The 25,385-nt window shown below is 60.5% G+C and carries 17 protein-coding genes; 8 read left to right on the forward strand and 9 right to left on the reverse strand.

Annotation, left to right across the window (positions count from 1 at the left end):
• Nucleotides 1-115: 115 nt before the first annotated feature.
• The 4 genes from recC to AC13D2_RS18020 are packed head-to-tail and all read left to right on the forward strand — an operon-like array spanning nucleotide 116 to nucleotide 10,081.
• Complete coding sequence (gene recC, locus AC13D2_RS18005) at nucleotides 116-3,715, forward strand: exodeoxyribonuclease V subunit gamma (RefSeq protein ID WP_482938981.1); 3,600 nt, start codon at nucleotides 116-118, stop codon at nucleotides 3,713-3,715.
• On the forward strand, nucleotides 3,712-7,419 hold the full coding sequence (gene recB / locus AC13D2_RS18010) for an exodeoxyribonuclease V subunit beta (protein WP_482938982.1): 3,708 nt from the start codon (nucleotides 3,712-3,714) through the stop codon (nucleotides 7,417-7,419). The genes recC and recB overlap by 4 nt, the downstream gene beginning before the upstream one ends.
• The gene (recD, locus tag AC13D2_RS18015; protein ID WP_482938983.1) at nucleotides 7,416-9,587 is read left to right on the forward strand and encodes an exodeoxyribonuclease V subunit alpha; all 2,172 of its coding nucleotides are present in this window, start codon (nucleotides 7,416-7,418) and stop codon (nucleotides 9,585-9,587) included. Before recB ends, recD begins: the two co-directional genes overlap by 4 nt.
• Before the next feature lie 35 nt (nucleotides 9,588-9,622).
• Nucleotides 9,623-10,081, forward strand: a complete 459-nt coding sequence (locus tag AC13D2_RS18020; RefSeq protein ID WP_292046466.1) for an META domain-containing protein — start codon at nucleotides 9,623-9,625, stop codon at nucleotides 10,079-10,081.
• Nucleotides 10,082-10,092: 11 nt separating this feature from the next.
• On the opposite strand, the gene AC13D2_RS18025 is transcribed toward AC13D2_RS18020, so the two are convergent.
• From AC13D2_RS18025 to AC13D2_RS18065, 9 genes are all read right to left on the reverse strand, one after another.
• Nucleotides 10,093-10,623, reverse strand: coding sequence for an alpha/beta hydrolase family protein (locus AC13D2_RS18025; protein WP_292046465.1), 531 nt, complete (start codon nucleotides 10,621-10,623; stop codon nucleotides 10,093-10,095).
• A 19-nt stretch (nucleotides 10,624-10,642) separates the two neighbouring features.
• Complete coding sequence (locus AC13D2_RS18030; protein ID WP_482938984.1) at nucleotides 10,643-11,647, reverse strand: LLM class flavin-dependent oxidoreductase; 1,005 nt, start codon at nucleotides 11,645-11,647, stop codon at nucleotides 10,643-10,645.
• Nucleotides 11,648-11,741: 94 nt separating this feature from the next.
• Nucleotides 11,742-13,994 carry an ATP-dependent DNA helicase gene (locus AC13D2_RS18035; protein ID WP_482938985.1) on the reverse strand — a complete coding sequence of 751 codons (2,253 nt, stop codon included), beginning with the start codon at nucleotides 13,992-13,994 and terminating at the stop codon, nucleotides 11,742-11,744.
• Nucleotides 13,991-15,691: a VRR-NUC domain-containing protein gene (locus tag AC13D2_RS18040; protein ID WP_482938986.1), complete on the reverse strand. Its 1,701-nt coding sequence runs from the start codon at nucleotides 15,689-15,691 to the stop codon at nucleotides 13,991-13,993. Before AC13D2_RS18040 ends, AC13D2_RS18035 begins: the two co-directional genes overlap by 4 nt.
• 9 nt (nucleotides 15,692-15,700) lie before the next feature.
• Complete coding sequence (locus tag AC13D2_RS18045; protein WP_292046459.1) at nucleotides 15,701-16,321, reverse strand: metallophosphatase domain-containing protein; 621 nt, start codon at nucleotides 16,319-16,321, stop codon at nucleotides 15,701-15,703.
• Nucleotides 16,318-17,130 (reverse strand): crotonase/enoyl-CoA hydratase family protein, encoded by an 813-nt coding sequence (locus tag AC13D2_RS18050; RefSeq protein ID WP_292046458.1) that lies wholly within the window; start codon nucleotides 17,128-17,130, stop codon nucleotides 16,318-16,320. Before AC13D2_RS18050 ends, AC13D2_RS18045 begins: the two co-directional genes overlap by 4 nt.
• A gap of 33 nt (nucleotides 17,131-17,163) precedes the next feature.
• Nucleotides 17,164-18,357, reverse strand: a complete 1,194-nt coding sequence (locus AC13D2_RS18055) for a GGDEF domain-containing protein (protein ID WP_420390213.1) — start codon at nucleotides 18,355-18,357, stop codon at nucleotides 17,164-17,166.
• A 151-nt stretch (nucleotides 18,358-18,508) separates the two neighbouring features.
• Nucleotides 18,509-19,564 (reverse strand): NAD(P)-dependent alcohol dehydrogenase, encoded by a 1,056-nt coding sequence (locus AC13D2_RS18060; protein ID WP_482938987.1) that lies wholly within the window; start codon nucleotides 19,562-19,564, stop codon nucleotides 18,509-18,511.
• A 111-nt stretch (nucleotides 19,565-19,675) separates the two neighbouring features.
• The gene (locus AC13D2_RS18065; RefSeq protein WP_300493737.1) at nucleotides 19,676-20,551 is read right to left on the reverse strand and encodes an AraC family transcriptional regulator; all 876 of its coding nucleotides are present in this window, start codon (nucleotides 20,549-20,551) and stop codon (nucleotides 19,676-19,678) included.
• A gap of 149 nt (nucleotides 20,552-20,700) precedes the next feature.
• On the opposite strand from AC13D2_RS18065, the gene AC13D2_RS18070 reads away from it, so the two are divergent.
• Genes AC13D2_RS18070 through AC13D2_RS18085 form a run of 4 tightly spaced genes read left to right on the forward strand, consistent with a single transcriptional unit; the run spans nucleotide 20,701 to nucleotide 25,353 of the window.
• The gene (locus AC13D2_RS18070) at nucleotides 20,701-22,191 is read left to right on the forward strand and encodes a CoA-acylating methylmalonate-semialdehyde dehydrogenase (protein WP_482938988.1); all 1,491 of its coding nucleotides are present in this window, start codon (nucleotides 20,701-20,703) and stop codon (nucleotides 22,189-22,191) included.
• A gap of 9 nt (nucleotides 22,192-22,200) precedes the next feature.
• Nucleotides 22,201-23,367: an acyl-CoA dehydrogenase family protein gene (locus AC13D2_RS18075; RefSeq protein ID WP_300493741.1), complete on the forward strand. Its 1,167-nt coding sequence runs from the start codon at nucleotides 22,201-22,203 to the stop codon at nucleotides 23,365-23,367.
• A gap of 58 nt (nucleotides 23,368-23,425) precedes the next feature.
• Nucleotides 23,426-24,205, forward strand: a complete 780-nt coding sequence (locus AC13D2_RS18080; protein ID WP_036202464.1) for an enoyl-CoA hydratase — start codon at nucleotides 23,426-23,428, stop codon at nucleotides 24,203-24,205.
• Between the two features lie 53 nt (nucleotides 24,206-24,258).
• Nucleotides 24,259-25,353, forward strand: coding sequence for an enoyl-CoA hydratase/isomerase family protein (locus tag AC13D2_RS18085; RefSeq protein WP_292046450.1), 1,095 nt, complete (start codon nucleotides 24,259-24,261; stop codon nucleotides 25,351-25,353).
• Nucleotides 25,354-25,385: the final 32 nt, after the last annotated feature.

The following is a 25,385-nucleotide window of genomic DNA, read 5'->3' on the forward strand; positions in this document are numbered from 1 at the left end:
CCGATTTCGCAAGAAATTGGCAAATTTACCTGGTGCCGGAAGCGACGCGTTCGGGTGGCTCGTACAAGTTGTGATAAGCTTTTGTTTCTTACCGGAAACAAAACACAGGGCAGGTATGCCAGCGACGCCATCCATTGAGCCCGGCTTTCACGCCATCCACGCCAATCATCTGGAAGACCTGCGCCGGGCTGTGGTCTGGATCTGCCGGCAAAGCCCCCTGCCACCGCTGGAAAGTGAGACCTTTCTGGTTCAGAGCAATGGTATTGCCCAGTGGCTGAAGCTGGCACTGGCTGAGGACCCGTCCGAGGATGGTGCAGATGTCGGAGTCGGCGGTCTGGGTATTGCGGCTGGCATGGATTTTCTGTTTCCCGCCCGGTTTATCTGGCAGGCCTACCGTGCGGTACTGACCTCGGAGGGCGTGCCGGAGCAATCCCCGTTCGACAAGTCCCGCCTGGTCTGGCGCCTGTTCCGATTACTGCCGGAGTTGATCGCCGATGACGACGTCTTTGCGCCGTTGCGACGATTCATGGCCGGAACGGATACTGAAACCCGCCGTTACCAGCTCGCCGGCAAGATTGCGGACCTGTTCGATCAGTACCAGGTTTTTCGCGCCGATTGGCTGGCCGACTGGGAGGCTGGCCACGACCGCCTGCGGATGGCCCGTGGAGAATACCGCGAGCTGGGCGATGAGCTGCGTTGGCAGGCCGTGCTGTGGCGCAGGCTGGTGGCTGATGTTGGTGAACTCGCGGGTACCAGCCGTTCACGCATCCACACCCGGTTCATGGAGCAAGGGCAGACACTGACAACCGCAGACAGGCCTCCAAACCTGCCCCGTCGTATTGTGGTCTTTGGCGTGTCATCCCTGCCGAAGCAGGCGCTGGAAGCCCTGTCCGTTCTGAGTCGGGTCAGTCAGGTGGTGCTCTGTGTCCACAACCCCAGTGAATTTTACTGGGCCGACATCATCAGTGACCGTGACCTGCTGACGGCGGACCGCAAGCGCGGCAAGACCCACCCTGAACTGGCTGCGTTGACCGACCCTGATGCCCTCCACCAGCATGCCAACCCGTTGCTGGCGGCCTGGGGCAAACAGGGACGGGATTACATTCGCCTGCTGGACGAATTCGACAACCCCGAGACATACCAGGGCCGCGTGGCGACTCCAGAGGGCCGGATCGATATTTTTACGCCCCACGGAGATCCGGAAAAGCCAGCGCTGTTGCACCAGATCCAGAACGACATTCGCTCGCTCACCTCCCAGTCGGAGATGCTGGGGCAGGCCCGGGCTCTCGATCCGTTCCGGGATAATTCCGTGGTGTTCCACAATGCCCACAGCCCGCAACGGGAAGTGGAAATCCTTCACGACCAGTTGCTGGCGGCATTCAACAGCGATCCGGAACTTCGGCCCCGCGACCTGATTGTCATGGTGCCAGACGTCGATACTTACGCGCCTCACATCCAGGCGGTGTTTGGTCGTTACCCGTCGTCGTCCCGTCGCTACATCCCGTATACCATTTCCGACCAGGGTCAGCGGCATCGTCAGCCGGTGCTGATTGCGCTGGACACATTGATGGCATTGCCCGAAAGCCGTTTTGGCGTCAGCGAGATCATCAGCCTGCTGGAAGTGCCGGCCGTACGCAGTCGGTTTGGTATTGCCGAGGGCGATCTCCCATTGGTACGCCAATGGGTGGACGGCGCCAACATTCGCTGGGGGCTGCACAGCGACCATCGCAGCAGTCTCGACTTGCCAGAGGGTCTGGAACGCAACACCTGGCAGGCGGGTCTGCGGCGGATGCTGTTGGGCTATGGCGCTGGCCGCGACGATCCCTGGCAGGGCATCGAACCGTTCGAGGAAATCGGCGGCCTGCAGGCGGGTGTGGCAGGCAATCTCTACCGCTTTGTTGATCGGCTGGAAGAGCTCTGGTACGAACTCAGATCCTCTGCGACGCCTTCCGGCTGGCTCGACCGGCTGCAGTCCATACTCGAGCGCTTCTTCGCTGAACTGTCCGATGACGACCTGCTGCTGGTGAACCGGCTGCGTCGGCAGGCAGAACAGTGGCTCCAGGATTGCAACAGTGCCGGTATGGAAGACGTGGAACTGCCCCTGAGCATCGTGCGGGACATTCTGCTGGAAGGGCTGGAAGAGGGCGGCCTCAATCAGCGCTTCCTGGCCGGCAAGGTCAATTTTGCAACCCTGATGCCCATGCGTGCTATTCCCTTTCGGCGGGTGTGTCTGCTGGGTATGAACGACGGTGACTACCCGCGCTCGCGACCGCCGGTGGATTTTGACCTGATGGCCGTGGATTACCGACCGGGCGACCGCTCCGGCCGGGAGGACGACCGCTATCTGTTTCTGGAGGCATTGCTCTCCGCGCGGGAGCAGCTTTACATCAGTTGGGTGGGGCGCAGCATCCGTGATGATTCGGAACGGCCCCCCTCGGTACTGGTCAGCCAGCTCTGTGACCATCTTGATGCGGTGTGGCAGGTGGAGGAGTCGGACCGGAAAGCCTCTCCGGCCCTCACAATCAAACACCCGCTGCAACCGTTCAGCCGCGAGTATTTTCCCACCGGGAATCGCGGAGCTGGGCAAAATGGCTCACCAGATGTGAACGCGGTGCTGGCAACACGGCGCCTGTTCACCTATGACAGCGAATGGCTCAGTGCGCATCAGCAACGGGAAACAGACGTGGTGGGCGTTGAACTGCCTTTCCTGCCACCAGCGGAGCCACTGACGATTGCCGATATTGGCGCCTTCCTCAAGCGACCGGTGGACATCTTTTACCAGCGCCGGCTGCAGGTGCGGTTTACCGATGTGGAGAGCCTGGACACCGACAACGAGGCATTCGCCATGGACGGCTTGCATCACTGGCGTCTGGAGGACGAACTGATTCGTCATGCCGTATTGAAGTCGGGCACCGAGGACGAACTGCATCAGCGGCTGGAGGGCGCTCTGGCGGGCATGGCCCGGCGAGGCGAGCTGGGCATGGGAGTGACGGAAACCGCCCTGACGCGGCAGTTGGAGAGCCGCATGCCAGACCTGTACCGGCGTTATCAGGAGGCCGTGGTGCTTTGGCCTGAGCCGGTGGAAGATATTTCAGGCTTTGAGTACCGCCATGAGCATGGCGACGCGGCGGTAACCGTTAACGACAGGCTGGGCAACCTGCGTACCCGCCCGGGCGGTGACCTCTGCCGGGTGGTGATTGCCAGCGGCAACTTGCTGGAAGGGCCGACGAACTCTCGCCAATTGCGGTTCCCGTCTCTGCTGGAGCATTGGGTGGCGCATCTGGCAGGTAATGTTCGCTACGAAGCTTTCCACACCCTGGTGATTGCCAAAGAGGAAAAGCGGGTCGTTAACCTGTTGCCCATGGACACCGCCCGCGCCAGGGAATACCTGACCAGCATCCTGGGCTTTTGGATTCAGGGCCAGATGCGGCCGCTGCCGATAGAGTCGGGTGCGGCCTTCGGCTATTTGCGGGGCCTTTATCCCGCCAGGGGCGAGGGAAGTGAGGACAAAGCACTGCTGAAGGCGACGGACGCCTACGGAAAGGCTCTGGAGCGCGACAGTGGTTACCTGCGCAGGGCCTATCCGGAGGTAGAACAACTGCTGGAGAATGACGAATTCCCGCTGTTGGTGTCGGCTTTGTATGAGCCGCTCTGGCACGCGGAACAGGCCGGCCGGGCCAAGCCCTCCAGTGCGGGCCGGGAGCGGGCGAAATGACCGAAGCAATCCGCAAACTCGATCCTCTCACACTGCCATTGCGTGGAAGCCAACTGATAGAGGCCAGCGCCGGTACCGGTAAAACCTTTACCCTGGCTTTGCTATACGTGCGCCTGGTACTGGGCCATCGTGCCGTGGAAGAACCCCTTGGTGAGGGCTTCATGCCGCCCAACCTGTTGGTGGTGACCTTTACCGAAGCCGCCACCAAGGAACTCCGGGACCGGATTCGTGCCCGCCTGACCGAAGCCGCAGCGTTGTTCGCCGCTGAACCGGACACCGTCGATACCACTGCGATGTCAAAAGACCCGCTGGTGAATCTGCGCAATGCCTGCCCAGTGGCCGACTGGCCGGCCTGCCGCCGCAAACTGCTGTTGGCCGCGGAATGGATGGACGAGGCAGCCGTGTCCACCATCCACGGCTGGTGCAACCGCATGCTCAGCGAGCATGCGTTCGACAGCGGCAGCCTGTTCCGTCAGACCCTGGAGACCAGTCAGACGGACCTACTGGATGACGTTGTGAGGGATTACTGGCGTACCTTTATATACCCCATGCCACCGGAGTTGATGGGCGAGGTGTTGGATACCTGGAAAACCCCGGAAAGCCTGCGCCAGTCCGTGCGCAACCTGTTGCCTCACGTGGATGCCCTGCCGGCGCCGGAGCGTGATCCACTGGCCGCTGCGGAGGAAGCGAAACGCTTGCGGGAGGTGAAACTGCAGACTCTGAAAGCCCCCTGGCCGGCCTGGTGCGAAGAATTGGAAGAATTGTTGGCGGAAACCGCGAAGCGAAAGCCCAAACCGCTGCACGGCACCACCAAAAACTCCCTTCAAAAAGCCATAGAACACCTGCGGGAGTGGGCCACTACCGATGCGGCTGAACCTCATGAGTTCCTGTCGAGTAAACGCACCAAGGGCTTCGACACCCTGGAGGCGGAAGCGTTTGCCGGAAAATGGACCGGCGAGGATGAGCCGCCTCATCATCCTGCCATGGACGCCATCACCGAACTCAAGCCGGCATTGAAAACCATGCCGGTGGCAAAAGCGGACATCCTCAACCATGCCGCCTGCTGGATCGCCCGTCGCCTGGACAGCGAAAAGCAGCGCCTGGCCAGTATGGGCTTTGACGACCTGCTCACACGACTGGATGCTGCGTTGGGCGGCCCCCAGGGAGAACGCCTGGCAGCCACCATTCGTCGCCAGTTTCCGGTGGCAATGATCGATGAATTCCAGGATACCGACCCGGTGCAGTACCGGATCTTCGACCGTATATACCGGGTGGCCAGCAACGACCAGGACACCAGCCTGTTGATGATCGGCGATCCCAAACAGGCGATTTACGGTTTCCGTGGCGCCGACATCTACACCTATCTGGATGCCCGTCGGGCGGTCAGCAGCCGAACCTACACGCTGGGCACCAACTACCGCTCCGCTGTTGCCATGGTAGACGGCGTCAACCGGGTATTTTCCCAGGCCGATGCGTCCCTGCCCGAAGGGGCGTTCCTGTTTCGTGCCGGAGACGACAACCCATTGCCCTTCAGCCCGGTGGAGGCCAAAGGTACCAGCCAGCAATGGCTTGTTAACGGGCAGCCGCTACCACCGCTGACGTTCTGGACCCTGAGCGATGAACGCCCTATCGCCAAGGAAACCGGCAGGGAGGCCATGGCCGAGGCCTGTGCGGCGGAGATTGCCCGGCTGTTGAATCTGGGTCAGAGCGGCGAAGCGGGTTTTGGCGCCGAGGGCACGCCGTTTGAGCCCGTGCGACCGGAGCATATGGCTGTGCTGGTCAACAAGCGTGACGAGGCGAATGCCGTCCGGCGGTCGTTGGGTGTCCGGGGCGTGCGCAGTGTGTACCTGTCAGACCGTAATTCCGTGCTTCAGTCGGTGCAGTCGGTGGAGATGCTGCAGTGGTTGCAGGCCTGTGCCGAACCCGGCCAGCTACCGCTGATTCGCGCGGCACTCGCCACGCCCACCATGGGCCTGGCTTATCAGGAGCTGGACCGCCTGTTCAGTGACGAAAATGCGCTGGACCGCGAGATCAACCGTTTTCAGGGTTACCGTGAGCTCTGGCAGCAACAGGGCGTACTGCCGATGCTGCGGCGCCTGCTCATGGACTATGACGTGCCGGCGAAGCTGCTGTCCGGGCCCGACGGCGAACGTGGCCTGACCGACATCCTGCATATCGCCGAACTGCTGCAGCAGGACAGCCAGCAACTGGACGGCGAACACGCGCTCATTCATCACTACACCGAGATGTTGCAGGATTCCGACGATGAGGACGAACACCGCACCATGCGCCTGGAAAGTGATGCCGGGCTGGTCAAGGTGGTTACTGTCCACAAATCCAAAGGCCTGGAGTACCCGTTGGTGTTCCTGCCGTTTGCTACCGAATTCCGCGAGGAAAAACCGAACCAGGCGTTCATCAAGTACCACGACGACGAAGGCCGGCTGCAGATTTCCCTGGAGCCGGATGAAGACACCCTGGCCAGGGCCGACCGCGAACGACTGGGTGAGGATATTCGCAAACTCTACGTTGCCCTGACCCGATCCCGTCACGCCACCTGGGTTGGCGCCAGCGGCATCAAAGGCTGGCGGCAGAGCGGCCTGGGGCACCTGATTGGCCGCTCTGGCTGCGATGAAGACACCGACCTGATGCCCTTCCTGCAGTCCGTGGCCACCGGCGAACCCGCAATCGATGTGGTGCCGATGCCTGAGCCGGGAGACGACGTATACGCGGGCGATGAGGAACCGGAGCTTGGCAATGCCCTGGAGCCCGTGCGGGAAGCCCGGGAACACTGGTGGATCGCCAGCTATTCCGCGATCACCTATGGCGCCCGCGGTAGTTACGGGAACGACTTCGCCCCGGCCAGTGAAGATGCGGAGCAAGAGAATCTGCGCGACGAGGACGAGCCCGTCGTGGCCGATACTCTTGCCGCGATGGCTCCCGACCGGCAAGGGCCGCAACCGGCCAACCAGCATGGCTTCCCGAAAGGCTCCGGCCCCGGCACCTTCCTGCATGATATTCTGGAGTGGTGCGCGAGAGAGGGTTTCCAGCAGGTGGCTGATGCACCGGAGGATCTCCACGAACTGCTGGAACGCCGTTGCCAGTTACGCAATTGGGGTGATTGGGCTGACACCCTGAAAACCTGGATCGACACCCTGATCACCATGGACATCCTCCTTCCGGGCAGCAGCGGGACATGCTCCCTGGCCGGCCTTGATACCTTCCGGCCCGAACTGGAGTTCTGGTTTGAAAGCCACGAAGTGAACACCCTTACTATGGACAGGCTGGTCCGCCGGCATACGCTGGGTGGTGATCCGCGCCCCGAGGCCCACCAAGCCACCTTTAACGGCATGCTGAAAGGGTTTATCGATCTGGTGTTTGAGCACGAAGGCCGCTACTACGTGCTGGACTACAAGTCGAACTTCCTGGGGGAGGATGATCAGGCCTATATACCGGACGTGATGAAAGAGAAAATCCTTGAGAAGCGTTACGACCTGCAGTACGTCATCTACCTGCTGGCGCTACACCGCCTGTTGAAAACGCGCCTGCCGGATTACGATTACGACAGCCACATGGGAGGGGCCGTCTACCTGTTCCTCCGCGGCTGTGATGCACCGGGCGCCGGCGCTTTTACCGAACGACCGGACAGAGCCCTGATCGAGGAACTGGACCGGCTGTTCAGCGGCCAGGGGGAGAAGGCAGCATGACCGGAGAAAGCGGAACCATTGCGGACCTGTTCGATGCCGTTGAACCCGAACCGGCACCACGGTTGCCCCAAACCGCCGACGATGCTCTGGCTCTGCTGGACGCGTGGGTAGAGCGCGACTGGATTCGTGCTCTCGATCATGCCTTTGCGACGTTTGTTTGCACGATGGTTCGTGAACAGGGCGAACAGCCGACGGCCATGCTTGCGCTGCTGTCAGCCATGGTGTCACACCAGGTGGGACGGGGGCACGTTTGCCTGGATGTGCGTCATCTCTGTCGTGCCACGGAACCAACGCTGGTACTGCCGCCGGAAGGCGTCGGTTCTCTACCTGAAAACAGCCCGAGGCCGTCGGATCTGTTTGCCGGTGTCGGCGCTGACCAACTGATTGGTCTGCTGGGGCAAAGCTGCGCTGTCAGTAACGGCGAGCAGGCAGCACCGCTGGTGCTGGATGACTCGCGGCTGTACCTGCGTCGATTCTGGCGTTATGAGCAGGCCATTGCCGCCGGTATTCGGGCACGTCTCGATAACCGTGTGGCGTTGACGGATACCGCTCCGTTGAAAACGGCACTGGATACCCTGTTCGGCACGGAAAGCAATGCCGATGGCCCGCCGGATTATCAAAAAGTGGCCTGTGCCCTGGCGGCACGGAACCGCTTCAGTGTCATTACCGGCGGCCCCGGCACCGGTAAAACCACCACCGTTGTCAACCTGTTGGCGGCCTTGCAGTCGATGGCCTGTCAATCTGCGGAGGCCGCCGGTGACAACCCTTACCTGCGCATCCGCCTGTCGGCGCCAACCGGAAAAGCGGCCGCAAGGCTCAGCGAGTCCATCGGTGGTGCCGTCGACCGTCTGCCGCTGGAAGGCCTTCCAGGTGCACCGGAGAAAGCCGCCATTCCAACCCAGGTCACCACGTTGCACCGGCTGTTGGGCAGTCGCCCGGGTTCACGGAGTTTTCGTCACAACGAGGACAATCCGTTGCCACTGGATATCCTGGTGATCGATGAAGCGTCCATGGTGGACGTGGACCTGATGGCATCAGTTTTTGCAGCCCTGCCTGACAAGGCGAGGCTGATCATGCTTGGGGACAAGGATCAACTGGCGTCGGTGGACGCTGGTGCGGTGTTGGGGGAGCTCTGCCAGCGCGCCGAAGGCGCTCACTACCTGCCTGAAACGGCGCAATGGCTGCAAGCGGTGACCGGATGTCAATTGCCATCAGGGCTGCTGGACTCCGGAGGCCTTGCCCTGGATCAGGCGGTTGCCATGCTGCGAAAGAGCTATCGGTTTGACGAGCATAGCGGTATCGGCGTGCTGGCGTCGGCCACCAATGCGGGCCAGCTCAGCAGGGAACTGATCGGCCAGTGCCGTAACCAGGGCTTTGAGGATGTGGCCTGGCTGACTGGTGAGATTGACATGGGATGGTTGGCAAGCCATGCCCTGACCGGCAGTCCGGAACGCTTCCACAATCAAGGTGAGCAGCGCGTGGTCGGCACTACGCCGGTCGAGCCTCCGGTTGGCTATGGTCACTATCTAAAGCTGATTCGTGACCGCAAACCTGCCACCGACGTCGAGGCGAATGGGCGTGAATCATGGGACGCCTGGGCAACCGAGGTGCTCGCGGCGTTCAATCGCTTCAAGGTGCTTTGCGCGTTGCGTCAGGGGCCGTTTGGAGTAGAAGGGCTTAACCGTGACATTGCCGGGCGTTTACACGGTGCCGGTTTGATCGAGCGCACCGAAGGCTGGTACGCCGGTCGTCCGGTACTGATCACCGGAAACGACTATAATCTGGGCCTGATGAATGGCGATATCGGTATCACCCTGAGTGTGCCCTGGGATCGTAACGACGAGGGTGAGCCGGTTGAGACCCTGAGGGTCGCCTTTCCGTCCGGTGACGGAAGCGGAGGTGTCCGGTGGATATCGCCCAGCCGTTTGCAATCAATGGAAACGGTCTACGCCATGACCGTGCACAAGTCCCAGGGCTCGGAATTTACCCACGCCTGCCTGGTGATTCCGGACCGCCTGACCCCGGTGTTGACCCGGGAGCTGGTATACACCGGCATTACCCGGGCACGCCACTGGCTTAGCCTGGCGGTATGCCAGGAAGGTGTGCTGAAAGAGGCGGTGGGGCGTAGCGTAATCAGGGCGTCGGGGCTGGCAGGGTTGTTGGCTTGAAGCGCTTTTTGTTAACCCGTATAGGGAGAAAACACATGAGAGGAGTCGTGTCGGTATCCGGGCATGTGGCAATTTTGTTTGCTCTGCTCTTTGTGGCCGGTTGCGTCGGGTCACCTGCCACCAGCCGTTCGGCCGATGATATCGTGGCGATGCCGTTGACCAATACCTATTGGCAGCTGCTGAGCATCGCGGGTGAGCCGGTGTCGGAAACCAACGCCGACCAGAAACCCCACATTCTGTTTCTGGACGACGGCCGGGTGAGCGGCTTCAGTGGCTGCAACCAATACATGGGTGACTATCAGGTCAGGGGTGAGAACCTGTTGTTTGATTCCATGGCCAGCACCCGCAGGGCCTGCCCGGATAACCAGACGGAACAATTGCTGTTCGCGGCCCTGGCCAAGACCGTTGGTGTCAATCTCGAAGGCATCGAGCTTCGGTTGCTGGGTGAAAACGGCCAGGAACTGGCAGTGTTCGAAGCCTCGCGGATGAAATAGGGCACCGGTGGTCAGTCGTTGGACAGGCAGTCGGTCATGAAACCCCTGAACTCAATCACCAGCCGCTCAAGGCTATTTTCCAGACGATGTCCGTCCGGAAGTACCAGCAGCGATAGCTTCTGTTCCCGTGCCAGCTCAATCACCGGCATCGGCAGCACGACGTCATCGTCCCAGCCATGGATGATCTGGGTTTGCCGGGCCTGAATACGGGGGCTGGATTGCGGATAGGCTGACAGCGCCAGAGCCGGAGCCAGCAAAAAGCACCCCAGTACCGGCGTTTCTGCGCTGGTGCGGGCGCACACCCAGCCTCCCATGCTGGAACCGACCAGAATGGTTCTTTCTGGATCGGCACCGGCCTCAGCCATGGCTTCTTTCATCTGCTTAAGACGTTCGGCAGGATCTTTCGTACTGCGATGATCCACGGCAATCGCGCTCACACCAGAAAAGGTTTCTGCCTCGGCTTTCAGAGCCTGTACTTTGGTGCCACCAGGGCCACTCTCCAGGCCGTGGGACAGGAAAACATGAAATTCGGGCGTAGCCATGGTTGTCTCCGGTTGGGCTTCAGTGTCGGGTCGCGGCCAGGATATCCAGCGCGTGCCGCCGTTTTTCGGGGTCGTACAGATCCACGGTAAACATCAGTTCGTCCACCTCCACAGTCAGCAATAACCGTTCCAGCTGCTCCCGGAGAGTATTCTCGCTGCCCAGTAACTGCAGGGACAGGAAGTCCTTCACGCCTGCCTGTTCACCGCTGCTCCATAAACCGTCCATGGATTTGACCGGCGGCCGCATCCACAGCGGTTGGCCTCGGAACAGGGAAAGAATGCGCTGATAACTCGTGGTGGCCAGGAACTGGGCCTCTTCGTCGGTATCCGCTGGCACGGCCGGAACGGCCAGAATCACATAGGGTTTATCCAGTTGATGCGAAGGCTGGAAGTTGTCCCGGTATGTCTGGATCGCCTCGCGGTAAAGCCGGGGCGCGAAGTGACCGGCAAAGGCATAGGGCAGACCTCGCATGGCGGCAAGTTGTGCGCTGTAGAGGCTGGAGCCCAGCAGCCAGATGGGCACATGGGTGCCAGCGCCGGGAATGGCCTTGACCGGTTGGCCCGGCTGGAGTGGCCCCAGCAAAGACTGCAGACGCGCGACATCCTCGGGAAACTGTTCTGCCCCGAGGCCGTCCCGGCGCAGCGCCCGGCTGGTCACGGGGTCGGTGCCAGGGGCGCGGCCCAGTCCAAGGTCAATTCGGCCGGGATAGAGACTTTCCAGGGTGCCGAACTGCTCGGCGATCACCAGCGGCGGATGGTTGGGCAGCATGATACCTCCGGACCCTACCCGGAGAGTGCTGGTAGCGCCGGCAATGTGTCCCACCAGTACGGCCGTTGCGGAACTGCTGATGCCTTCCATGTTGTGATGCTCGGCCAGCCAGAAACGGTTAAAGCCCAGGCTTTCCGCATGGCGTGCGTAGGCGACGCTGTTGGCCAGGGTCTGCCCCACGGAATCGCCTTCGCGAACGGAGGCCAGCTCAAGGAGGGAATAGGCAGGGAATTGGGCGCTGGAATTCTGCGACATTGAATGCTCCGGGTTTGAACTATCCGGCAGCATAACAAAAACCGGCCCGTGAAAAAGCCGGCCGGGGTGAGGGTGTTCGTTCTAATGGGCTGGGTCAGGCCCACCAGGCTGGCAGCAGGTTGCGGATCTGCGGTTGCAGGAAGCGGTCATCGATCAGCCAGATTACGCCGGTGTCCTCCGGCGTGCGGATAACCCGGCCGGCGGCCTGGGCGACTTTCTGAAGGCCAGGAATCAGGTAGGTGTAGGCGTGGCCGGCACCAAAGCGTTGCTCGAGTCGCTGGCGCAGGATGTCATGCCAATGGTCAAAGGGCGGCAGGCCGAGCGTCGCCACGAATGCGCCAATCAGGCGGTCGCCGGGCAGGTCGATGCCTTCACTGAATACGCCCCCGAGTACGGCCAGGGCGACGCCGGCATTGTCCTCGTTGAAATCGTCAAGAAACGCCGTGCGCTCATCGGCAGACATGCCAGGGCGTTGGGCTCGAAGCGGCAGGTCAGGCGCCTTTTGTTGCAGAGTTTCCCGCACCCGGTTGAGGTAGGAAAAGCTGCTGAAAAACGCCAGGTAGTTGCCGGGCCGCTGCTGGTATTGTCGGTGGATCAGTTCCGCGATGGGCGTCAGTGAGCGTTCCCGGTCCGGCTGCCGGGTACTGATGTCCGGGGTGAAATTCACCTCAAGCTGGTCGCGGGTAAAGGGGCCTGGCAGGGAGCGGAAGCAGGTGTCCTCCGGCATGCCCAGAAGGTCCCGGTAATAGACGCCAGGCGACAGGGTTGCGGAAAACATCAGCGTGCTGTCGGCGGCTTCGAAGCGCGGGGCCAGGAAGTCCGCCGGGATCAGGTTCTGAATACTGAGTCTGGCCTTGCCCCTTGCCGGCCGGATCAGCTCGCATAGGGAATGATCGCCAAACACCTCCGCCAGTTTGGTGAAGGCCAGGCTTTCGAACATCAGTTCCTGCAGGGCAAGGTCTGGCGGATGGTCCGCCAGGTAGTCGGTAATGGCGGAGACCAGCCGGTTCAGAGCGCCGGTCAGGGAACCCGGAAGAGTGTCCAGCATCACCGGCTCGCGGCTGATGTCGGGGCAATGGTCGCGGATGACTGATTGCCAGGCCCGGGACACGCCATCGAGTTTTGATTTCAAAGCTTTGGGGGCCTGTTTCCGCACCCGCAGCAGACGTGCCTGGCTCAGCTCCACGGAATACATGCCACGGGCGCGATCCACCAGATTGTGGGCCTCGTCGACCAGCAGGCTGGCCTTCCAGTCGTTCTGCCGGACAAGGGCATGGAGCAGGGCGGACTGATCGAACATCCGGTTGACATCGGCCACCACCACATCGCACCAGCGGGCCATTTCCTGCGCCAGGAAATAGGGGCAGATACCGTGTTGGCGGGCGATGTCGGCCAGTACCCCCTGGGTCAGGGCACCGGTGTGATTGGCAGCGTCCTTGCGGGCCGCCGGCAATCGGTCAAAGAAGCCCTTTGCCAGCGGGCAGGCGTCCCCATGGCACGCCTTGTCCGGATGCTCGCAGGCATGGTCCTTGGCCACCAGTTCCAGGGTTCGCAGGGGCAATGGGCCGGGTTGCTTTTTCCGCAACAGGTGAACGGCATCGACGGCCAGTTGCCGGGCGGTATTGCGGCTGGTCAGGTAGAACAGGCGGTCCTGTCTGGCCGCGGGCATCGCCATCAGGGCCGGAAAAAGGGTGCCAAGCGTCTTGCCGAGGCCGGTGGGTGCTTCCAGTAGCAAGGTCTGTTGGCGGACGCTGTTCCTGTAAACGGTTTCCGCCAGGGCGCGCTGCTGTGGCCGGAAGTCAGGGAAGGGAAAGGTCAGGTTTTTCAGCGCCAGATCCCTTTCATGCCGGTGGCTGGCCTCCTGTTCAGCCCAGTCGCTGTACTGTTCACAGAGCTGTACCAGCTCCCGCCACAGTTCCTCTGCGAGGGCCGTTTCGGTGATGGGGGTTTCCTTGTCCTTGCCGACATCGTAGTAGATCAGGGCGAGATCAATCTGACTCAGGTTTTCCTGTCGACACAACAACGCTCCGTAGGCCCGCAATTGTGCACGGTGTAAATTGCGCTGGGCTTCCCGTACCCGGGACAGATCACCGCGGTGGGTCTTGATTTCCTCCAGCCGGCCGGCGATCGGGTCGTAACCGTCGGCCCGCCCGCTGACCATCAGTTTGCCGCATTGGCCAGCCAGGGCCATTTCGCTTTGATATCTCGGGCCGCGACGGGCCTGCACCGCACTGTGGCCGGCAATGCCTTCTTCCGACGTCGGCGCCGGGGTGTAGCGCAGGTCCAGATCGCCCTTGCGGGCGGCGAATTCGCACAGCGTTCGTACCGCAACGTTGAGATCGGTCATTGGCTGGTCCAGCGCACATAGCAGACGGAGACGGGAATGCCGTGGTCAACGCAGAACTCCAGCCACCGGGTCTGATGATCCTGCAGACGGTCGCCCGGGCCTTTGACTTCGATCATTTCATAGCGCCGGTTCGGATCGCTGTGGTCGGGCCGAAAGCGGATCAGGTCCGGAAAGCCGCTGCGGTGTTCACGCAGGTTGCCCAACAGGCGCCGGAACATAAGCTCCAGGTGTTGGGCGGGGATGCACGCCAACGCCAGTTCGAGCATTTCCTCCGAGAGTATCGGCCAGATCACGAATGGCGACGCGATGCCGTGTTTTCGCTGCCAGGTATCGCGGATTCGGGTTTTGTAATCGTCAGAGGTCAGCGTGCCGAGACAGTCGTCAAACAGTGCTTGCCGGCGTTCCACGAAATCCTCCCGGTACAGATCCACGGGCCCGGTGTGGAACGGATGGAAGAACGCACCGGGCAAAGGTTCGAACAGGGCAGGCCAGCAGAGCAGGCCAAACAGGCCATTGATAAGGGTGTTTTCCACATAGGCAACGGGCTTGTCGGGTTCGGTCAGGTGTTGCATGGCTACCCATTCCACGGAATGCCCATCGGGGTTGTCCAGTTCCAGGGTGAACGCCGTCAGTTGCGGGCGTTCGCCTTGCTGGGGCGATGCCTCTCCCAGTTTTTTCGCCAATCGCGTCAGGATACGTTCGAGCCCGCGTTCCTCAGCGCCAAACCTGGGTTCGGCGGTGGCGGCCAGGGCAATCTTCCAGGCCTCGTGGTGTTGCTTCAGCCGTTCCAGAAGGCGTAGCTGGCGCAGCCGTGATTCGCGATGTCCACTGAGGCGATAGGCCTTCAACGCCAGCTCTGTGTTGCCGCCGCGCTCCGCCAGCTTGCCCAGTTCGAACAGCAAGCGGCCTCGCCGGCTTTCCAGCCAGGCGTTCTTGTTGGCCGTGGGGATGTCCTGCCATACGGTTTCTGGCGGCTCGCCCTGATCCAGGCGTTCACGGCAGTGATGCATCACCAGGTAGCGATCCACGTCGTCACGTTCGTCAAATGCCCGGGACTCGGCAGAAAGAGGTATCTGTTCATACTGCTGGTGGCCCAGCTCCACCAGTACGAAATCGGACCAGCTCTGGCGCAGGTTGCCGAAGAACATCAGCCGCAGGCGGTCGAACAGGGCCATGTTCCGTAACTGTATAACCTGTGTGGATACGCCCGGTAGCCAAAGCCCGATCGGTGTGGGGTCGGGGTGCAGTGGCAGCAGGGTTTCCTTGAGCACTGCTTTGCTTGTCCCCATTGGCAGTCCGGCGGCGGTGATCCTGTCGGCCAATGCGGGTCGCAGTTCGCCGAGGGTGTACAGGCGAAAGAGGTCGGCAAGGGGGAGTTCCGGGGTGTCGTTGATCCATCCGGCGTTCAGCAGGGTGTTGGTGGTTTCGGCCACCGTGGCTCCAAGCTCTGGATAGCGAAGCTTCTCAACACGGAACAGTTCGCCGGTACGCATGACCATGCGAGCCAGCAGCGCCCTTGCTGGCTGGTCGAGTGTCAGCAGGTTGTCTATGTACCCGATTTCATCGACCGTCAGCAAATCGCTGTGATAGTGCCGTACCCAGCGCACCACTGTCTCGAAGTTCTCGAGATAGTACAGCGGATTGTCCAGGTCTGCGGTGCCGGGAATGTGAGTTTGCTGGTCTGATGCGGGGAGCATGGCTGGGCGTCAGATATCCACGACAATCGGTGGATTCAGCGGCTTGTATTGGCCGGTGCAGGTGCTGGCGTTGATATACCGACAGTCATTCAGCGTCTGCTGGCCATAGCTTTCGTGGATATGGCCGAAGATGTGGAGTTTGAGCGTGAGCCGTTCCAGCTCCCAGGCCAGATCGCCACAGCCTACAGCCAGTGACTCGTTCACCTGGTCGAGGATGCCTGCTGGCGGACCATGGGTGATCAAAACATCAGTGTCCGACGGTATCTGTGCCCAGCGCTCCGCAATGGCCGTTCCACGCTCGAGGTTGAATGCCCAGTCGAAAAAGATCGGTGTCCAGGGGCTGCCCCAGAATTTTACTCCTTCGATGTTGATACTTCTGTCCCGAAGGTAAATGGCGTTCCTGATCAATGCCTCGGCGTCGGCAGGCTCATCCTGCAGGCACCAGTCGTGGTTGCCGGCAATCAGGATCTTGTGGCGGTGGGGCTGTTCGGAAAACCAGTTGTCCAGATCCTCGAGTTCCTCAAGGGTGCCCACTCCCAGGCAATCACCGGCGTGGATAAGCACGTCACCGTCGGGTACGGAAACCTGACGATGCATACTGTGGGTATCCGATATACAGACCAGTCTCATTCAGGCTCGCTGGGTTTGGGTTCGTTGGGCTCGCGAAAAGAGCCATGGCGTCCGGCGCCGCCAGCAAATCGGCCGGCGCCTTCAATGGCCTCTTCAAACACCACAGGATAACCGCCAGCTCCTTCGGCAGCCAATGCCTTGGACAGTTTTAGATCCCACTGATGAATGGCGGAATGTCGGTCGGCGCGCAGGCATTTCTGAGGGAATCCGGCGATGTCTGCCGCCAGGGCCTCGGCGGCGAAACGAGCCTGCCCGTCGGGCACAACCCGGTTTGCCAGCCCCATGGTTTTGGCTTCGTCGGCGCCAACCGGTCGCCCGGTCAGGATCATGTCCATCGCATTGCCGTGGCCGATAATGCGAGGCAGGCGCACGGTGCCGCCATCAATCAGCGGGACTCCCCACCGGCGGCAGAATACGCCAAAGGTGGCGGATGCCTCGACCACCCTCATATCGCACAGCAGGGCCAGCTCCAGGCCGCCCGCCACCGCATAACCGGATACGGCAGCAATCACGGGTTTGGAGAGATCCATGCGGGACGGGCCCATAGGGCCTGGCGCTGTTCCAGTTGCCTCAATCTCGTTGCGACGCTCCGGGTCGCCGACGGCCTCCAGGTCAGCGCCAGCGCAAAAGTTGCCGCCTTCGCCCCAGAGCACCGCCACCTTGAGATTGTCATCGGCTTCAAAATCAGTGAAAGCTTCGTGCAGGGCGTTGGCCGTTTTGCGGTCAACGGCGTTTCGTTTTTCGGGGCGGGCCAGAATGATGGTCAGCACAGCACCATTGGACTCGGTGTATACCGGCGGTTGCGTCAAGTAGCCTCCTGAGGATTGTTGTGGTCGAGCCGCTCAGGGAGTTGTGGTCTCCGGGGGTAGCTGTTCAAATTCCACCCGGTTCCGTCCCTTGTTTTTCGCATTGTATAGCGCCGAGTCGGCTTCGATCATCATATCTGCGAAGGTTTTGTGGCGGTCGGCCTTTTCGACCCCCCCAATGCTGGCAGAGATGTACAGCGGTAAACCCTGTATTTCCTGGCCATTGGTGGCGATGGCTTCCAGCAGGCGGTGGGTGATGATGCGCACGTCGTCATCGCCGGTGATGCGAAGAACCACTGCAAACTCTTCTCCTCCGACGCGGCCAATGATGTCGTCGTCCCTCAATTCGTGTCTCAGTGTGCGGCTGACCAGGCGGAGGGCTTCATCTCCGGCTGCGTGCCCCCAGCGGTCGTTGACCTGTTTGAAGTGATCCAGGTCCATCATCAGAACGGCCAGCTGTGCCTGGGACTGCGCTGCGTTATCAAAGGCCCGTATTCCCTCCCGGAACAGAGACCGGCGATTAAAGAGTCCGGTAAGGCCATCCCGTTCAGCCATAATGCGTAGGCGCTGTTCGGACTGGGTGAAGGCCAGCAACGGAAGTGCCAGGGTCGTTGCGGAGGCCAGCAGGATATGGTTGATGAGGATCAGGCGCAGCAGGAAACCGGTGTTGGTCTGGTTCAGACCCAACCAATCCACACCGATCACCAGTGCCTGGGACATCATCAATACCCCATGTACCGTAAAAAGTACCTTCAGAATCCTGACAGGCAACGACGGCGTGGTGTCCAGTTTCGACAGAGTGTAGATTGCAAAGCTGAAAAGGGCGGCAGAAAAGAGAGCTGTTAGCAGGCGGGCATTCAGCGGGTCGCCTTGGAAGGAGAGCAGAAGAATTAGCAAATAGCCGGCCGCGGAGAAGCGCAGGACCTGGCGAAACCGGCGGGTTTTACGCGATGCTCTGCCGGAGAAGCGCTGCAGGCCGGCCAAGACCAGAAAAGGCGAAAAGCCGAGAAATACGTGGGCCAGGAAAACGGTGATCCAGGGAGCATCGATAAAGGCGCGCGCGCCTGCAAACAGGGTGCCTGCCGCGAAGGCCATGCACGCCAGCGCCCACAACCGGAAACAATGCTGGCGGGAGCGAAGCTTGAAAATGGCCCATAGCAACCCGCCGATCAATAGATTGATCGCGACTGACAACAGCAGCAAAGTCGGCAGGTGAACGGTAAATCCCATAGGCATCCCTGGTAACGGGTTTTCGCAGTATTACAGAGTACGTCACAGGGACGTTACGGTCAGTAAGCTTTGTGTGTCGTTTCATGGTACAGAGACAGCCAGGACGGCGCCGCCAGCGCCGTTGAAGCGCGACTGGCGGCTCGCCTTTGGGTCAAGCGGCTTTCAGTGTCTTCATGTCGATCACAAAACGGTACTTCACATCGCCTTTCTTCATGCGCTCGTAGGCTTCGTTGATGTTTCTGATGTCGATCATTTCCACGTCGCAGGTGATGCCATGATCGGCACAGAAGTCCAGAACTTCCTGGGTTTCAGGCATGCCTCCGATGAGAGAACCTGCTAATACGCGGCGCTTGAACACCAGATTGCCGGCTTCCAGGGGTGGGGCGACCGATTCCAGCAAACCCACGAGGATGTGGGTGCCGTCGAACGTCAGGCAGTTCAGGTAAGGGTTCAGGTCGTGCTGAACCGGCACGGTGTCCAGCATGAAGTCGAAGGACTCGGCGGCCGCTTCCATCTGATGGTCGTCGGTGGAAACGACGACATGGTCGGCGCCCTGCTGCTTCGCTTCAGCCACCTTGCTCTCTGAGCGGGTGAAAATGGTGACCTCCGCACCCAGGGCCTTGGCGAATTTCACGCCCATGTGACCGAGTCCACCCATGCCGATCACGCCCACTTTGTCACCGGCTTTAACGCCATAGTGGCGCAGGGGTGAGTAGGTGGTAATGCCAGCGCAGAGAATGGGGGCGGCGGAGACCGGATCCAGCTTTTCCGGAACCTTCACCACAAAGCGCTCGCTGACGATAACCCTGTCGGAATAGCCGCCATAGGTGATAGAGCCGTCATGGCGGTCTTCACCATTGTAGGTAGCAGTCATGCCTTCCTGGCAATACTGTTCAAGACCGGTTTCGCAGGCGGAACAGGTGCGGCAGGAGTCCACCATGCAGCCTACGCCCACCGTATCGCCCACCTTATAATCGGTCACGTCGGAGCCGACGGCGGTGACACGGCCAATAATCTCGTGTCCCGGAACCACCGGGAACTGAGTAACACCCCAATCATTCTCGGCAAAGTGGATATCGGTGTGGCAGACCCCGCAGTAGTCAATCTCGATGGAGACATCGTCCGGGCGCGGTTCACGCCGTTCAAAGCTGATGGGGGCCAGCTCGGAGTCGGCTGATTCGGCTGCGTAGCCTTTCGCATTCGCCATGGTCCGTGTTCCTTCTTTGTCGGTAAATGTTAAAACCTGTACGCAGTAAGTCCGGGTGTGAGTCAGTTTTTCAACCGCAAGCCCCTTTCATGAAAGGAATATCATGAAGAGTTAATGGCGATGGGTGTGGCGGTAGTCGGTGGGGGATTGGCCCATGACCTTCTTGAACAGTCGGGAAAAATAGTAATTGTCGTCATAACCCAGAAGGCTGCTGATCTGGGTAAAGGAATGATCCGTGGTGTCCAGCAACTGGCAGGCCTGTTCCACTTTCAGGTGCAGGAAGTGCTGAATCGGGGAGACGCCGGTCAGGGCCCGGTAACGGGTGGAAAAGTGCGCGGGTGAGAGCCCCGTCAGGTCCGCCAGCTGATGGAGGGTGATGCGCTCATCCAGATGCTCCCGCATGAAGTTATGGATGATGTCCAGGTCCGGCTGCTGCGCGTGGCCCGCTTCGCCGACACTCAGGGGGACGGCCGCCAGCAGCTGGCGCAGGCGGTTGGCCACATGCACCAGGCCGGGGGTGCGGAAGCCGGTTTGCCTTACCGAAAGCAGGCCGTTGAAATCCACGAGTAACCTGGGTTGTCGCCCGATGTGCTGAACGTAGATGCCTTCGGTAAACCCCATGTGCTCTCGAAAATGTTCCGTCAGCGGGCCCGCGTAGTGAACCCAATGGATTGTCCATGGGTTCTCCGGTGCGGCGGTGTATCGGTGTGCGGCGCCGGCCGGTATCAGCACCAGGTCGCCCGCCCGTATCAGGCAGGGTTCGTCCTCAACGCTCAGGTAAGCTTCTCCCTCAGTGCAATGGATCAAAAGATCGTCGTTATGGTGTTCCCGGTGCATGTGGTGGCCTGCAGCGCGGCGGTAGTGGCCGAAGGCGAGCGGGTACAGGTCACGGGTCAGGGGGTGTCGTGACAAGCCGCGTATAACCGGGTCAGGAATGACATATCGAATGCTGTCTGGCGGTACAGGCCACTGGGACGTCTTGGTCATTGTGGGTGTCTTCTTTCCTGTGATATCGAAAGATAGTCCATCATGGTCGAAACTTAGTCAATCATTAAGCGGTAGAAGGCTGTGCTAGGATCGGTATCAACCTTAGGGCTCAGGCCCAACTACCTACAACAATGACAGGGAATATCGCTATGAAAAACGTACCCCTTTATATCGCCGGTGAGTTCGTCCAGAGCCAGACCGACCAGTGGATTGACGTTACCGATCCTGCCACCAACGAAGTGATTGCCCGTGCGCCCTGCACCACAGACGCCGAGATGCGTCGCGCTATCGACAACGCAGGCGAAGTGTTCAAGACCTGGAAAGAAGTACCGGTCTCCGAGCGTGCCCGGGTAATGATGCGTTACCAGGCGCTGCTGAAAGAGCACCATGATGAAATCGCCGAGATCCTGTCCAGCGAAACCGGCAAAACCTTCGAGGATGCCAAAGGCGATGTATGGCGTGGTATCGAGGTTGTGGAGCACGCCGCCAACATCCCCTCGCTGATGATGGGTGAAACCGTTGAGAACGTGGCCCGTGAAATCGACACCTATTCCTACACCCAGCCGCTGGGTGTCTGTGCCGGTATCACGCCGTTCAACTTCCCGGCCATGATCCCGCTGTGGATGTTCCCGATGGCCATTGCTTCCGGTAACACCTTCATTCTCAAGCCGTCCGAGCAGGACCCGCTGACCCCGATGCGTCTGGCGGAACTGTTTGAAGAAGCAGGCGCCCCCAAGGGTGTGCTGCAGGTCGTCCACGGCGGTAAAGAACAGGTAGACGTGCTGCTGACCGATCCGGCCATCAAGGCCGTGTCGTTCGTTGGCTCCGTACCGGTGGGCCGTTATATCTACGAAACCGGCACCCGTAACATGAAGCGTGTACAGAGTTTCGCCGGTGCCAAGAACCACATGGTGATCCTGCCGGATGCGGACAAGAATCAGGTGGTCAAAGCTCTGGTGGGCGCATCGGTGGGTGCGGCCGGCCAGCGTTGCATGGCGATTTCCGTGGCCGTGTTCGTGGGCGAGGCCCAGGAGTGGATTCCAGAAGTGAAGGAAGCCCTGGCTGCGGTCAGACCCGGTGCCTGGAACGACAAGGAAGCCAGCTATGGCCCGATTATCAGCAAGCAGGCGAAGCAGCGCGTGGAATCACTGATTACCCGCGGTGAGGAAGAAGGCGCCAAGCTGCTGCTGGATGGCCGCAACTGCACCGTTGATGGTCTGCCTGACGGCAACTGGGTTGGGCCGACGCTGTTCGCCGGGGTCAAGCCGGAGATGGATGTCTACAAGGAAGAGATCTTTGGCCCGGTGCTGGCCTGCATGGAAGTGGACACCCTGGAAGATGCCATCAATCTGGTAAACGACAGCCCGTACGGTAACGGTACATCCATCTTCACCAGCTCCGGTGGTGCGGCACGCCGCTACCAGCATGAGATTGAAGTGGGTCAGGTGGGTATCAACGTGCCCATTCCAGTGCCCCTGCCGTTCTTCTCCTTCACTGGCTGGAAAGGCTCCTTCTACGGTGACCAGCACGCCTACGGCAAGCAGGCGGTGAAATTCTACACCGAGACCAAGACCATTACCTGTCGCTGGTTCAGCAGCGACGCGGTGGCTGAAACCAACTTCTCCATCCGCATGCGGTAAGGAGAGCCCATGAACTTTGATCTGACCGAAGATCAGCTGGCCTTCCGCGAGGCCGCCAGGGCCTTCGCGGAGAAGGCCATGGCTCCTCACGCCGCCAAATGGGATGCCGAGCATGTGTTCCCGGTGGAAGTGATTCGCGAGGCCGGTGAGATGGGCTTTTGCGGTATTTACACGCCGGAAGCCCAGGGTGGCATGGGGCTGTCGCGACTGGATACCAGCGTGATCGTGGAAGAGCTGGCAGCTGCCTGTCCTTCCACGGCTGCCTACATCACCATCCACAACATGGCGACATGGATGGTCGCGCAGTTTAGCAATGCCGATATCCAGCAACAGATCGCCCCGAAAATGGCCAGCGGCGAGTGGCTGGGTTCCTACTGTCTGACGGAGCCGGGCGCCGGCTCTGACGCCGGTAACCTGCGTACCAAGGCCACACGGGACGGCGATAGCTACGTGCTGAACGGCAGCAAGGTGTTTATTTCTGGCGCCGGCGCCACCCAGATGCTGGTGGTGATGGCTCGTACCGGCGAACCCGGCAGCGGCCCAAAAGGGATCAGTGCCTTCGTGGTGCCTGCTGACAGTGACGGTATCCACTACGGCAAGGCCGAGGAAAAAATGGGTTGGAACAGCCAGCCCACCCGCCAGATTACCTTCGAGAACGTGCGCGTGCCGGCCAATAACCGGCTGGGTGAAGAAGGTCAGGGCTTCATGATCGCCATGAAAGGCCTGGACGGCGGGCGCCTGAACATTGCCACCTGCTCCATGGGGGGCGCCCAGGCGGCGCTATTGCGTGCCCGCAATTACATGCACGAGCGCGAGCAGTTCGGCCAGGCCCTGGCAGGTTTCCAGGCGCTGCAGTTCAAGCTGGCGGACATGGCAACCAACCTGGTAGCCGCGCGGCAGATGGTTCGCCTGGCGGCCTACCGGCTGGATCAGGGCGATACCGAAGCCACGCTGCATTGCGCCATGGCCAAGCGCTTCGCCACTGATGCCTGTTTCGAGGTGTGCAACGAGGCACTTCAACTTCACGGTGGTTACGGCTATATCCGCGAGTACCCGCTGGAGCGCTACGTACGCGACCTGCGGGTGCATCAGATTCTGGAAGGCACCAACGAAATCATGCGGCTGATCGTAGCCCGCCGGTTACTGGAGCCTGGTGTCGCTGAAGCTATCCAATAAGAGCCTCAGCCCATCAGGTAAAAAAGCCTCAGCCAACTAACAAAAGGCGAGAATTCATATGAGCGAATTGATTCAGTTGGAAAAACGCGGCCACACCGCGATCATCACCATTAACAATCCTCCGGCCAATACCTGGACCAAGGCTTCCCTGAAAGCGCTGGAAGAAACCATCGAAGCGCTGAATGCAGATCGTAATATTTTTGCGCTGGTGGTGACTGGCCAGGGCGAGAAGTTTTTCTCCGCCGGCGCCGACCTCAAGGCCTTCGCCGACGGCGACATTGGTAATGCCAGTGTCATGGCTCAGGCGTTTGGCCAGGCTTTCGATGCCCTGGTGCGGTTCCGTGGCGTGTCTATCGCTGCGGTGAACGGCTATGCCATGGGGGGTGGTCTGGAGTGCGCCCTGGCCTGCGATATCCGCATTGCCGAGGAACACGCCCAAATGGCCTTGCCAGAGGCCACCGTTGGCCTGCTGCCCTGTGCCGGTGGGACGCAGAACCTGCCCTGGCTGGTCGGCGAAGGCTGGGCCAAGCGGATGATTCTGTGTGGTGAGCGTATCAAGGCCGACAAGGCTCTGAGCATCGGGCTGGTGGAAGAAGTGGTGCCGCAGGGCGCAGCTCTCGACAAGGCGCTGGAGCTGGCGGAAATGGCCGGCAAACAGAGCCCTTCGTCCGTTGCCCGCTGCAAGACCCTGGTGATGAGCGCCCGTGATGGCCGCAGCCACGACGACGGCTGGAGAATGGAGCGGGAACTGTTTATCGAACTGTTCAGCACCGAAGACCAGCGCGAAGGGGTGAATGCGTTCCTTGAAAAGCGCACCCCGGAATGGAAGAACCGGTAAAAAGCACCGATATAAAGCATCGATAAACCCGGCCGGATTACTGAGTGAATGGTATGAGCGATCAAGTAGTCATTTTTGAGGAACTGGAAGCCGCTGGCGGCAGCCGCATTGGTGTGGCGCGACTGAACGCGCCACGTGCCATGAACGCACTGTCGCTGGAGATGATCCACCTGTTGAAGGCAAAGCTGGACCAGTGGGCTGCAGACGACACGATCGGCGCCGTATGGCTGGAAGGCGAGGGCGACAAGGCTCTGTGCGCCGGCGGAGATATTGTGGCGCTGTATCGCGACATGACGGAGCCGCGCTCCGACAGTCGTTCTGTTAGTGAAGGGGATAGATTCTTCACCGACGAATACGAACTGGACTACCAGATTCACACCTATCCCAAGCCTTTAATCGTCTGGGGCAATGGAGTGGTGATGGGCGGCGGCATCGGCCTGATGTCCGGCGGTTCCCATCGTGTGGTCACGGAGCATTCACGGGTCGCGATGCCGGAAGTGAGTATCGGCCTTTACCCGGATGTAGGCGCTGGTTGGTTCCTCAATAAAATGCCGGGCCGGATCGGTTTGTTCCTGGGGCTGACAGGGGCGCGGATGAACGGCGCTGATGCGCTGTTTACCGGGTTGGCGGACCGGTTTATTCGCCACGATATGCGTGACGAGGTCAAACAGGCCCTGCAGCAGTCTGGCTTTGGTGGCCTTGAGGGTGGCGCCCATGCCGCTGTCAGCAAAGTGTTGCGACGGTTTGAAGCGGGCTCCCGCGAGGCAATGCCACAGGCCGTGGTGCGCGAGCACTTCGATGTGATCCAGGCCCTTACCGACGGCGATTCGCTGGTGGAAGTGGTGGACAACCTGGGCCAGTACGCCGGCGAAGATCCCTGGTTGATCAAGGCGGTCAAGACGGTCGCGGCGGCGTCGCCAGCTTCTCTGACTCTGACCTGGCAACACTATCACGACACCTTGCATGACAGCCTGTCCCAGGTTTTCGACAAGGAACTTCAAATATCCAAACGCTGCCTGAAAATGGGTGAATTTGCCGAGGGCGTCCGGGCACTGTTGATTGACAAGGACCTGAAGCCACGCTGGCATTTCCCAACACTGAAAAGCGTGGACCCTGAGTGGATCGACCGGTTCTTTATTGAGCCCTGAACCGAACAGACCAACACTGATCAAATAATGGA

Source organism: Marinobacter sp. B-12, from assembly GCF_056857915.1.